The sequence below is a fragment of the Lysobacter panacisoli genome, assembly GCF_009765165.1.
GTDB classification, from domain to species: domain Bacteria; phylum Pseudomonadota; class Gammaproteobacteria; order Xanthomonadales; family Xanthomonadaceae; genus Lysobacter_J; species Lysobacter_J panacisoli.
Genome location: NZ_VLNU01000001.1, coordinates 350,881 through 362,547 on the forward strand (window position 1 = coordinate 350,881; position 11,667 = coordinate 362,547).

Annotated in this window: 10 protein-coding genes and 1 pseudogene; 2 read left to right on the top strand and 9 right to left on the bottom strand. The window is 66.7% G+C overall.

The window, feature by feature from the left end:
* Positions 1-19: 19 nt before the first annotated feature.
* Positions 20-700 (bottom strand): hypothetical protein, encoded by a 681-nt coding sequence (locus FOF45_RS01770; protein WP_158982318.1) that lies wholly within the window; start codon positions 698-700, stop codon positions 20-22.
* 106 nt (positions 701-806) lie between these two features.
* Between FOF45_RS01770 and kbl the strand changes: the two genes are divergently transcribed.
* On the top strand, positions 807-2,012 hold the full coding sequence (gene kbl, locus FOF45_RS01775) for a glycine C-acetyltransferase (protein WP_158982319.1): 1,206 nt from the start codon (positions 807-809) through the stop codon (positions 2,010-2,012).
* A gap of 83 nt (positions 2,013-2,095) precedes the next feature.
* Here kbl and FOF45_RS18220 read toward each other — a convergent pair whose 3' ends face one another.
* The 7 genes and pseudogenes from FOF45_RS18220 to FOF45_RS01810 form a co-directional block, all read right to left on the bottom strand.
* Positions 2,096-2,524, bottom strand: coding sequence for a hypothetical protein (locus FOF45_RS18220; protein ID WP_233264028.1), 429 nt, complete (start codon positions 2,522-2,524; stop codon positions 2,096-2,098).
* Positions 2,525-2,638: 114 nt separating this feature from the next.
* Positions 2,639-3,520 carry a pseudouridine synthase gene (locus FOF45_RS01785; protein WP_158982320.1) on the bottom strand — a complete coding sequence of 294 codons (882 nt, stop codon included), beginning with the start codon at positions 3,518-3,520 and terminating at the stop codon, positions 2,639-2,641.
* Complete coding sequence (locus FOF45_RS01790; RefSeq protein WP_158982321.1) at positions 3,421-3,924, bottom strand: hypothetical protein; 504 nt, start codon at positions 3,922-3,924, stop codon at positions 3,421-3,423. Before FOF45_RS01790 ends, FOF45_RS01785 begins: the two co-directional genes overlap by 100 nt.
* A gap of 172 nt (positions 3,925-4,096) precedes the next feature.
* Positions 4,097-5,143, bottom strand: a pseudogene (locus tag FOF45_RS01795) (OmpA family protein); the annotation flags it as partial.
* Positions 5,144-5,380: 237 nt separating this feature from the next.
* The gene (locus tag FOF45_RS01800) at positions 5,381-6,463 is read right to left on the bottom strand and encodes an OmpA family protein (protein ID WP_158982322.1); all 1,083 of its coding nucleotides are present in this window, start codon (positions 6,461-6,463) and stop codon (positions 5,381-5,383) included.
* Positions 6,464-6,719: 256 nt separating this feature from the next.
* A complete protein-coding gene (locus FOF45_RS01805) occupies positions 6,720-7,826 on the bottom strand; it encodes an OmpA family protein (RefSeq protein WP_158982323.1) in 1,107 nt (368 codons plus the stop codon).
* 170 nt (positions 7,827-7,996) lie between these two features.
* Positions 7,997-9,445 carry a bifunctional 2-methylcitrate dehydratase/aconitate hydratase gene (locus tag FOF45_RS01810; protein ID WP_158982324.1) on the bottom strand — a complete coding sequence of 483 codons (1,449 nt, stop codon included), beginning with the start codon at positions 9,443-9,445 and terminating at the stop codon, positions 7,997-7,999.
* A 163-nt stretch (positions 9,446-9,608) separates the two neighbouring features.
* Here FOF45_RS01810 and FOF45_RS01815 point away from each other — a divergent pair, with 163 nt between their 5' ends.
* The gene (locus FOF45_RS01815) at positions 9,609-10,400 is read left to right on the top strand and encodes a DODA-type extradiol aromatic ring-opening family dioxygenase (RefSeq protein ID WP_158982325.1); all 792 of its coding nucleotides are present in this window, start codon (positions 9,609-9,611) and stop codon (positions 10,398-10,400) included.
* Between the two features lie 275 nt (positions 10,401-10,675).
* Here the strand turns inward: FOF45_RS01815 and FOF45_RS01820 are convergent, their stop codons facing one another.
* Positions 10,676-11,596: a LysR family transcriptional regulator gene (locus FOF45_RS01820; RefSeq protein ID WP_158982326.1), complete on the bottom strand. Its 921-nt coding sequence runs from the start codon at positions 11,594-11,596 to the stop codon at positions 10,676-10,678.
* Positions 11,597-11,667 lie beyond the last annotated feature (71 nt).

The following is an 11,667-nucleotide window of genomic DNA, read 5'->3' on the forward strand; positions in this document are numbered from 1 at the left end:
TTCGCGGGAATGACGAACACTACCGACTCAACCCCACCCGCTCACCCCACCAGCGCCACGCCAGCACCGCGAACATCGCGGTGAGCCACAGGCCCAGGTGCCATTCGAGCAGGTTTTCCCAGCGATCCAGCAGCGCTGGATCGTCCAGTGCGTAGCGCAGTGCGACGCTCGCCAGCCCCAGCGCCATGAACCCCAGTGCGACGACCAGCAGCGGCACGTACGCGCGATCGCGCACCGGTGGTCGCGAGAGCACACGCAGCACCGACAGCAGCGCGAGATAGGTCAGGCCGAAATACAGGTTGATGCCGTAGCGGCGCATCGCCTCATAGGCGCGACCCTCCGTGCCGAGAAACGTCGCGTACATCGCCAGGAACACCGCCGCCGCGAGCCCGAGCCACGGCAGCACGCGCATCGCCGCGCCCGTTTCGCGGCGCAGCCATAGCGTCGCCGCGAGCCAGCACAGCGCCTGCACCGTCGCGCACGGCAGCATGACCATGCGGAACAGGTGGTTGCCCACGCCGTAGCGCGCGGCGCGGCTGATCGAGACGCAGCCGTCCCAGTAGAGATTGCACGACGGGATCAGCCCGTCGCGCAGCGACAGCCACCACGCCAGGTGCCCGACCACGAACGGCATCGCCGCCGCCAGCAAGGGCAGCGGCCACAACGGCACGGACAGGCGCGAGGGTCCATTCGCGGTCATGGCCGGATGCTAGGCGATCGCGACGGCGCGCGCGTCAACGCGCCAGACCCGGCGCCGTGCAGCCGGTAAACTGCGCAACTGCCGCAACGTCCCGACGGAACCCGCCATGACCGCTCCCGCTTCCCTCACCGCCCGCTACGCGGAAGAACTCGACACCATCCGCGCGCAGGGCCTGTTCAAGGCCGAGCGCATCATCACCAGCCCGCAGTCGGCGGAGATCACGCTGGAAGACGGTCGGACCGTGCTGAACTTCTGCGCCAACAACTACCTCGGGCTGGCGGACCATCCCGACGTGATCGCCGCCGCGAAGGAAGCGCTGGACACGCACGGCTTCGGCATGGCCTCGGTGCGCTTCATCTGTGGCACGCAGGATCTGCACAAGCAGCTGGAAAAGACCATCGCCGATTTCTTCGGCACCGAAGACACGATCCTCTACGCCGCGTGCTTCGACGCGAACGGCGGCCTGTTCGAACCGTTGCTCGGCGAGCAGGACGCGATCATCTCCGACGCGCTCAACCACGCGTCGATCATCGACGGCGTGCGCCTGTGCAAGGCCAAGCGCTACCGCTACGCCAACTGCGACATGGCCGACCTGGAGAAGCAGTTGCAGCAGGCCCGCGCCGACGGCGCGCGCACGATCATGGTCACCAGCGACGGCGTGTTCTCGATGGACGGCTTCATCGCGCCGCTGGACGAAATCACCGCGCTGGCGAAGAAGTACGGCGCACTCGTGCACATCGACGAATGCCACGCCACCGGCTTCCTCGGCGCGACCGGTCGCGGCTCGGCCGAAGTGAAGGGCGTGATGGACCGGATCGACATCTTCACCGGCACGCTTGGCAAGGCGATGGGCGGCGCACTCGGCGGCTTCACCACCGCGAAGCGTGAAGTGATCGAGATGCTGCGCCAGCGCTCGCGTCCGTACCTGTTCTCCAATTCGCTGCCGCCGCACGTGGTGGCCGCGGGCATCAAGGCATTCGAGATGCTTTCCAGCGCGGGCGAACTGCGCGAGCAACTGGCGCGCAACACCGCGTATTTCCGCGAGCGCATGACCCAGGCCGGCTTCGACGTGAAGCCCGGCGTGCATCCCATCAGCCCGGTGATGCTGTACGACGCGCCGCTGGCGCAGAAGTTCGCGCAGCGCCTGCTCGAGGAAGGCATCTACGCGATCGGTTTCTTCTATCCGGTGGTGCCGCAGGGACAGGCACGCATCCGCACGCAGATGTCGGCTGCGCACACGCGCGAGCACCTGGACAAGGCGATCGATGCGTTCGTGCGTATCGGCCGCGAGCTGGGCGTGATCAAGGGCTGACCGTCGCCTCCCGTCGACAGAAAAAAGAAGGCCGGTCGAGAGACCGGCCTTCTTCGTTCATGCGTGTCGCGTAGGCGAGGCGATTACTTGCCCTTCGCCTCGGTCGCCACCGCGGCACCGCCCTGTGCGGCGGCCGGAGCGGCCTGCGGCGCGCCCTTGGCGACGCGGATGCCGCGCGACTTCATCCAGGCATCGAATTCCTCGGCGGTCATCTTCTTGCCGTTCTGGTGCATGTTGAAGCGGTACGGCGTGTTGTCGTACTGCGTCTTGGGCTTGTATTCGTTCGGATTGAGGCTGGCCTCTTCCTGCTTCGGCGCCTCGGCCTTGGCCTCTTCGGCCTTCGGGGCAGCTGCCTTCTTGCCCGCGGCGACCATCTGGCCTGCGTCGAAACGCACCAGCGAATGCTCGGAGACCTGCGAGCGCTTGCCTTCCACCTTCACTGCCGAACCGCTGTGCGCGGACGCGACAGCCGAAACGAGCAGCAGCGAAACCGCCATCGAAATCTTGACCATGTTGCTTTCCCCCACGACGAAGTTCGCGGCAGTGTAGGCCCCAACGCAGGGTTACGTGCAAGTGAAAGAGTGATTTTCTGCACACTCCTGCATTGTCGTGCCGATGTCGCGTTTTCAGGGGTTTTTATGAATGCGGGACAGCGCCGCGACCTCGACGTCGTCGAGGCGCCGCCACTGCCCCTTGGGCAACTCGCCCAGGGCGAGCGTTCCCACCGCCACGCGGACCAGTCGCAGCACCGCAAGGTCGAACTCGGCCAACAGCCGGCGGATATGGCGATTACGCCCCTCGTCGAGGACGACTTCCAGCCATGCGTTGCGTTCGCCGCTGCGCAGCAGGCGCACGGCACGCGCGCGCAGATACTCGCCTTCGACCTCGACCCCGCGCACCAGGGCTTCGAGCAACGCCTCGTCGGGCACCGCGTCGACCTGCACGTGGTAGGTCTTGTCGGGACCGGTGTCCGGATCGGTGATCGCGGCGGACCATGCGGGATCGTTGCTGAACAGGAGAAGGCCCTCGCTGGCCTTGTCGAGTCGCCCTACCGGCGCGATCCACGGCAACCCCGAGCCGTCGAAGCAGCGATACACGGTGTCGCGCCCGCGTTCGTCCTGGGTGGTCGTCACCAGGCCGCGCGGCTTGTTGAGCATCAGGTACAGGCGTGGCGCTGCATCGAGCTCTCGACCGTCCACGCGCACGCGCTGGCGTCCCTGGACGATGGGGAATTCAGGATCGCGAACGATGCGGCCGTCGACTTCGACCCGCCCTGCCTCGATCCAGCGTGCCGCCTCGGTGCGCGAGCACAGCCCCTGTTTGGACAACACGCGTGCAAGCCCATGACGCGGCGCGTTCGACGGCGACGGCGCGCGACCGGGCCTCGGCCCGGGACGCACGGGTCGCGTCACTTCTTCTTTTCGGGTTCGGTCTTGGGGGGCTCGGCGGGCACCGGCGCGACGGCCGGCCTTGCCTTCACCACCCGGACGCCCTTGGCCTTCATCCATGCGTCGAACTCTTCCGCGGTCATGCGCTTGCCATTCTGGTTCATGTCGAACCGCCACGGCGTGTTGTCGTACTGGGTCTTGGGCTTGTAGGCCGCCGGATCGGTCGCGCTGGGCATGGCGGACGGCGTGGTTGCAGCCGGCAGCGCCTTCGCCACCTGGCAGCCCTCCACGCGCAGGCGGAACAGCACCTGGTCGACCGCGAGCGCTTCATCGAAGGCCTGCGACAGCACACCCGTGGGCGCACCCAGCTGATGACTCGGCGCGACGAGCTCGGGCGCGATCGGCGCCACCACCGTCGGACGGATCGGCAACGCCTTCGGCGCGGCGAGCGACCCGCATTGCGCGGACTGCGCCTGCGCGGCGCCGGCAAGCAGACACAAGGACAGACCCATCAAGGCGCGCATGAGCGTTCTCCTTCCACCGCCGCGAATGCACCGGCTGCGCGGGAAGTTTACGCCGCGACGCGCGCAGCCCCGTGAACGCAGCTCGTGAACCGCGTCCGCTGGAACGACGAAGCCCGGCGCGAGGCCGGGCTTCGAAGTGATGCTGTGCGGAACTCCGCGTACCGCGATGTCCTCAGTTCTGGACGTTCAGCTCGGTGCGGCGGTTGGCTTCGCTCTTGCAGTGCGGGAACTTCTGGCCCATGTCTTCCAGCGGACGGCTCTCGCCATAACCGTTCGGACCGGCAAGACGCGAAGCGTCGATGCCATTGCTGGTGAGATAGGCGTACACGGCCTGCGCGCGACGATCCGACAGCTTCTGGTTGTATGCGTCCTTGCCGCACTGGTCGGTGTGACCGGCGACTTCAGCGCGCAGTTCCGGATGACGCTTGAGGATCTCGATGGCCTCATTGAGGATCGCAGTCGCATCAGGGCGCAGGCGCGACTTGTCGAAGTCGAAGTTCACGCCGTGCAGATCGATCGACACCGGAACCGCACAACCGTTCGGACCGATCGCCTGGCCGGCCTTCGAATCCGGGCACTGGTCGACGCAATCGTCGACGCCATCGCCATCGTTGTCCGTACCCGGAACGCAACCCGGACGCGGCGGCGGCGGCGGCGCGACCGAAGCGGGAGCGCCCAGCGGAATCACCACGCCAACCGAGGCCAGCAGGTCGCCGAACCGCTCTTCGTGCGGTGCCGCGATGCTCCGGTCGTCGAAGTCGGCGCGATAGGCAAGCTCGGTGCGGATCGCCGCACGCTTGCCGGCCAGGGCGCTCTGGATGCCGACGCCAATCTTGGCGGCGAGGTTGCCATCCTCACGCTCGCCCGGCGAATGCGGGTTGTTGAGCAGGACGACCTCTTCTTCCGAACGCTGGTAGCCCAGGCCCATCAGCAGATACGGCGCCCAGCTGCGGCCGTCCTGGGTGAAATGACGACGCAGGTCGATCGATGCGCCGTACTGGCTCCAGTTGAGGTTCTGGTTGTGGTCATCGTTGGGGTTCTGGTAATTCAGCTCACCGTCCAGCGACCAGTTCTGGTTGAGGAACTTGCCCACGCCCAGCGCACCGAATGGCGCATCGCGCGTATCGCGGTCGTTGTCCTGGATGTTCATGCCGGCCGAGCCGGTCAGGTACCAGCGATCATCGAATTCCTGCGCGCTGGCCGCCTGTGCGAACGCGAGGGGCCATACCCAGTAGACGAATTTTCAAAGTGTCACTCCTTGCAGCAAGAGGAAGCAGCGGGGTCTTCCTGAAAGCGGTTGCGACGTATCGCAGCGCGCGTTTCACAAAGCGCAGGAATGATAGGAATTCGTTAGCCCAATGAATCTGCGAAAGGTTCTCAGCCAAAACGACGAAGCCCGGCGCGAGGCCGGGCTTCGAAGTGATGCTGTGCGGAATATCCGCGTACCGCGATGTCCTCAGTTCTGGACGTTCAGCTCGGTACGACGGTTCTTCTCGCTCTTGCAGCCCGGGAACGCCTGGCCCAGGTCTTCCAGCGGACGGCTCTCGCCGTAGCCGTTCGGACCGGTCAGACGCGAGGCGTCGATGCCATTCGCGGTCAGGTGGTCGTACACCGCCTTGGCGCGACGCTCCGACAGCTTCTGGTTGTACGCGTCCTTGCCGCACTGGTCGGTGTGACCGGCGACTTCGGCGCGCAGTTCCGGATAACGCTTGAAGATCTCGATCGCCTCGTTGAGGATCGAAACCGCGTCCGGACGCAGCGTGGCCTTGTCGAAGTCGAAGTTCACGCCCTTCAGGTCGATCGACACCGGCACCGGGCAACCGTCCGGACCGATCGTCTGGCCGGCCTGCGAACCCGGGCACTTGTCGTCGCAGTTGTTGACGCCGTCGCCGTCGTCGTCGAGGTCTGCGCAGCTCGGCGCCGGAGCCGGCGGCGGTGCCGCCACGACCGGCGGGCCCAGCGGGATCACGACGCCGACCGAAGCCAGCAGGTCGCCGAACCAGTCTTCGCTCGGGGCCGACATGCTGCCATCGTCGAAGTCGGCACGGTACGCCAGCTCGGTGCGGATGGCGGCACGCTTGCCGGCCAGGCCGCTCTGCACGCCGACGCCGACCTTCGCGGCCAGGTTGCCTTCCTCACGCTCGCCCGGCGAAACGGTGCTCGGAAACGCGTCGAACTCTTCTTCCGAGCGCTGGTAGCCCAGGCCCATCAGCAGGTACGGCGCCCAGTTGCGACCTTCCTGGGTGAAATGGCGGCGCAGGTCGACCGACACGCCGTACTGGCTCCAGTTCAGGTCCTGGTTGTCGTCGTTGTTCGGGTTCTGGTAGTTCAGCTCACCGTCGACCGACCAGTTCTGGTTGAGGAACTTGCCCACGCCCAGCGCACCGAACGGCGCGTCACGCGTACCGCGATCGTTGTCCTGGATGTTCATGCCGGCCGAACCGGTCAGGTACCAGCGATCGTCGAATTCCTGGGCATTGGCTGCCTGGGCGAACGCCAGGCCTGCCAGCAGCGCAGTGCTCAACACACGGATCTTCATCTGTCACTCCTTGGATCAGTAAAAAAGCGGTTTGGGGGGAACACGTCTTTACTGCAGGCGGCGCACACCCGGCAGGACCTGAACAGGCGCGGTCGGACCAGCGCCGCGGGTCACTGACGGCCGGAATGATACACCCGTCAAAGTGTTTGTTAACACCAGTTAACGTTTTTTGTAAGGATTGTCCCGTAAACGACGAAGCCCGGCTCCCGGCCGGGCTTCGAAGTGGTGCTACGCGGGAAAGGCCTTGTACCGGACGTCAGTTCTGGACGTTCAGCTCGGTACGACGGTTCTTCTCGCTCTTGCAGCCCGGGAACGCCTGGCCCAGGTCTTCCAGCGGACGGCTCTCGCCGTAGCCGTTCGGACCGGTCAGACGCGAGGCGTCGATGCCATTCGCGGTCAGGTGGTCGTACACCGCCTTGGCGCGACGCTCCGACAGCTTCTGGTTGTACGCGTCCTTGCCGCACTGGTCGGTGTGACCGGCGACTTCGGCGCGCAGTTCCGGATAACGCTTGAAGATCTCGATCGCCTCGTTGAGGATCGAAACCGCGTCCGGACGCAGCGTGGCCTTGTCGAAGTCGAAGTTCACGCCCTTCAGGTCGATCGACACCGGCACCGGGCAACCGTCCGGACCGATCGTCTGGCCGGCCTGCGAGCCCGGGCACTTGTCGTCGCAGTTGTTGACGCCGTCGCCGTCGTCGTCGAGGTCGGCGCAGCTCGGCGCCGGAGCCGGCGGCGGAGCCGCCACGACCGGCGGACCCAGCGGGATCACGACGCCGACCGAAGCCAGCAGGTCGCCGTACCAGTCGTCGCTGTCGAGCGAGGAATTTCCGCCCGGACGCGAGCTGAGGTCGCGATCGTTGAAGTCGGCGCGATAGGCCAGTTCGGTGCGGATCGCCGCGCGCTTGCCGGGCAGACCGCTCTGCACGCCGACGCCGACCTTCGCCGCGACATTGCCTTCCTTGTCCTCACCCGGCGAGTCCGGGTTCGGGAAGTTGTCGAACTCCTCTTCCGAACGCTGGTAGCCCAGGCCCATCAGGATGTACGGCGCCCAGTTGCGGCCTTCGGCATTGAAGAAACGACGCGCGTCGAACGAGATGCCGTACTGACTCCAGTTGAGATCCTGGTTGTCGTCGTTGTTCGGGTTCTGGTAGTTCAGCTCACCGTCCAGCGACCAGTTCTCGTTGAGGAACTTGCCGACGCCGATGGAGCCGAACGGAGTGTCGCGCGTGTTGCGATCGTTGTCCTGGATGTTCATGCCGGCCGCACCGGTGAGGTACCAGCGATCGTCAGCAACCTGAGCATTGGCCACCTGGACCAGGCTCAGGCCACCCAGCAGGGCGGCGCAGAGGAGTTTCTTATTCATATATCAGCTCCTTGATCAGAAATGCGGTAACGGCGTTGCGCGAGGTCCTTTGGACGGCCGCCCTACGACGCCATCGGGCGCAGGTTAAGTTTGCCTATGTGAAAGCGGTGTTAACGTCGATCTAACAATCCTGAAAGTTCCTCACGACGTTTTTTGTTGTCGCGTTCCGTTCACGGTGTCAGCAATGACATGAAGTCCGTGATGGCCAATGCATCGATGCGCGCCGGTTCGGCGGCGATGGCGTTCAGCGATTCGAGCTTTTCCGGCGGCAGGCGCCCGGCGATGGCGCGTTCGAATTTGTTGCGCAGCAGCGGAACGCCCTCCTCGCGACGGCGCCGGTGGCCGACCGGGTAGTCGATCGACACCTTCTCCGTCTGGCCGCCGTCACGGAAGGTCACCTGCACGGCATTGCCGATGTAGCGGCGGTCCGGGTCGTAATAGTCGCGGCTGAAGCGCGGCTCTTCACGCACGATCATCTTCGCGCGAAGTTCGTCGATGCGCGGATCCGACGCGACCGCGTCGGTGTAGTCGTCCGCGCCCAGGCGTCCGAAGATCAGCGGCACGGCGACCATGTACTGCAGGCAGTGGTCGCGATCGGCGTAGTTCGCCAGCGGGCCGGTCTTGTCGATGATGCGCATGGCCGCTTCCTGCGTCTCGATCAGCACGCTCTCGATCGCTTCGATGCGATCCGCCACCTGCGCATGCAGCCGCATCGCGCACTCCACCGCGGTCTGCGCGTGGAACTCGGCCGGGTGGCTGATCTTGAACAGGATGTTCTCCATCACGTAGCTGCCGAACGGCCGCTCGAACTCGAATTCGCGTCCCTCGAGAGCGACGTCGTAGAAACCCCAGGTCGGCACGCTGAGCGCGCTGGGATAGCCGACCTCGCCGCGGCACGCGTTCAGCGCATGTGTCACCGCGCGTCGGCACGCATCGCCGGCGGCCCAACTCTTGCGCGGACCGGTGTTCGGCGCGTGCCGGTAGGTGCGCAGCGCGCCGTTGTCGATCCAGCTGTGCGAGAGCGCGTTGACGATCTCGTCGCGGCTTCCGCCGAGCATCTTCGTCGCCACCGCAGTCGACGCGAGCCGCACCAGGATCACGTGGTCCAGGCCGACGCGATTGAACGAATTCTTCAGCGCGTAGCAGCCCTGGATCTCGTGCGCGCGGATGGCGTGGCCGAGCACCTCGCGCACGGTGAGCGGCGTGCCGCCCTCGCCCGCGGCGCGTCGGCCGAGGTAATCGGCGACGGCGAGGATCGCGCCGAGGTTGTCGGACGGATGACCCCATTCGGCGGCGAGCCAGGTGTCGTTGAAATCGAGCCAGCGGATCTGCACGCCGATGTCGTAGGCGGCCTGCACGGGATCGAGTTCATGGGCGGTGAACGGCACGCGCGCGCCGCCGGGAAGTACCGCACCGGGCACGATCGGCCCCAGGTGACGCACGCACGCCGGATGATCCATTGCCAGCGCGGCGCAGGCGAGCGAGTCGAGCAGCACCCAGCGCGCGGTCTCGTAGGCTTCCTGAGATGCGATGTCGGGCCCGTCGACGTAGTCGGCGATGTCGAGCAGCGGCGCATCGGGTTGCGGGCGGGCGGCGGAACGCTGGTCGAAATCGCTCATGGCGGGCTCCGCACGTGACGTGAGGATGCTGTTGTGCCAGAGCCGCGCCTCGTCCGTCGTGAAGCCGGCGCCGTTCGTCGCCTGCGATTGCCGTGGCCGGCGGAACGGACCGGCGCGGGCGCGGTGCTTGGAAATCGGCGATCAACGGCCCAACCTCGATGGCATGGACATTCCCGCACGCCTGCCCGCCCTGTTCCTCTCCCACGGCTCGCCGATGCTGGCCGTGCAGGATTCCCCCGCCGGCCGCTTCCTCGACGGCCTCGGCCGCGAACTGCCGTGGCCGCGCGCGATCGTCGTCGCGTCCGCGCATTTCATGACCGACCGGCCGATGCTCGGCGGACACCTGCAACCGCACACCGTGCACGACTTCGGCGGATTCCCGGAACCGCTGTATCGCATCCACTACCCAGCACCCGGCGCGCCTGATCTCGCCGAAGAGATCGCGCAGCGCCTCGCCGATGCGGGCCTGCCAGCGCGCGTGCGCGAGAACCACGGCCTCGACCACGGCGTGTGGGTGCCGCTGCTGCGGATGTATCCGCAGGCCGACATTCCCGTCGTGCCGCTGTCGGTGATGCCGCACGGCGACGCCACGGCGCACTACGCGCTCGGACAGGCGCTGGCGCCGCTGCGCGACGACGGCGTGCTGGTGATCGGCTCGGGCGGTTTCGTGCACAACCTCGGCGATCTGGACTGGGCGCATCCCGACGCGCCGATGACACCGTGGGCGCAGGAATTCGCGCAGTGGATGCACGCCGCGCTGGCTGTGCACGACATCGACGCCATGCTCGACTGGCAACAGCGCGCGCCGCATGCGCACCACGCGCATCCGACGGTGGAACACCTGATGCCGCTGTTCGTCGCGCTCGGTGCAGGCGGAGAGTCACCGACGGTGCGCACGTTGCACCGCTCGCACGAGTTCGGATCGCTGGCGCTGGATGCGTTCGCGTTCGATTGAACGGCGTTGCTGATCGCGAAGCCCGCGGCGCGATCAAGACACGCCTCGTAGCCCGGGTAAGGCCGAAGGCCGCACCCGGGGCTTCAACGCGATGGGCTTCCCGGGTGCGCTGCGCTTACCCGGGCTACGGGTAACGCGCGATGGTGCCCGCCAGGCTCGGTAGCCCGGGTAGGGCCGGAGGCCGCACCCGGGGCTTCGACGCGATGGGCTTCCCGGGTGCGCTGCGCTTACCCGGGCTACGGTAATGCGTGATGAGTCGCCACTCGCGGAGTGGTCTAGCCCTCGCGCAGACACTTTTCCCAGGGCGGATCGGCGAACCGTTCCGCGAGGAAATCCACCAGCGCGCGTACGCGTGGCGGCACCAGCCTTCGTTGCGGCATGACCGCATAGATGCCGCTGTCGGCGATCGGATGGTCGGCCAGCACCTGCACCAGTCGGCCCTCGCGCAGGTCTTCGCACACGTGCCAGGTCGAATGCACCGAGATGCCGAGTCCGGCCACGGCCATGTCGCGCACCATCTCGCCGTAGTTGGTTTCCACGCGACCGCGCACGCGCACCGCGGTCTCGCCGCCGGCACCGTCGCCAAGACGCCACACGTCCTGGCGGCCCTGGCTGCCGACCAGCAGCACGCAGTCGTGTTCGGCCAGTTCCTGCGGCGTGCGCGGCGTGCCGTGGCGGCGCAGGTAGTCGGGCGATGCGCAGAGCACGCGGCGATTCACCGTCAGCTTGCGCGCGACCAGTGAGGAATCGTCTAGCGCGCCGATGCGGATGGCGAGGTCGAAGCCGGAACTGACCAGGTCCAGCATCTGGTCGGTCAGGTTGATGCTGAGCCGGATCTTCGGATGCAGCGCGAGGAACTCCGGCAACAGCGGCGAAATGTATTGCCGTCCGAACGACGCCGACGCGGTCACGCGCAGGGTGCCGGCGATGTCCACGCCCGCCTGGCGCAGCCCGCCGGTCAGCGCTTCCAGGTCCTCGACCAGCGGGCGGCCCTGCTCGGCCAGCGCCGCGCCCTCGGGCGTGGCGTGGAGGCGGCGCGTGGTCCGGTGCAGCAGGCGCACGCCGAGGTCGCGCTCCAGCCGCTTCAGGCGCTGGCTGGCCACGGCCACCGACAGGTCCAGGCTGCGCGCGGCGGCACTGATCGAGCCCAGGTCCAGCACGCGCAGGAACAGCGCGATGTCGCCGATGCGGTCCATGAGGGACAGTTCCGATTATCAACGTAATGTTGAAACTACTTAGCCATCCTGATGGTTTGCGCTGAATATGC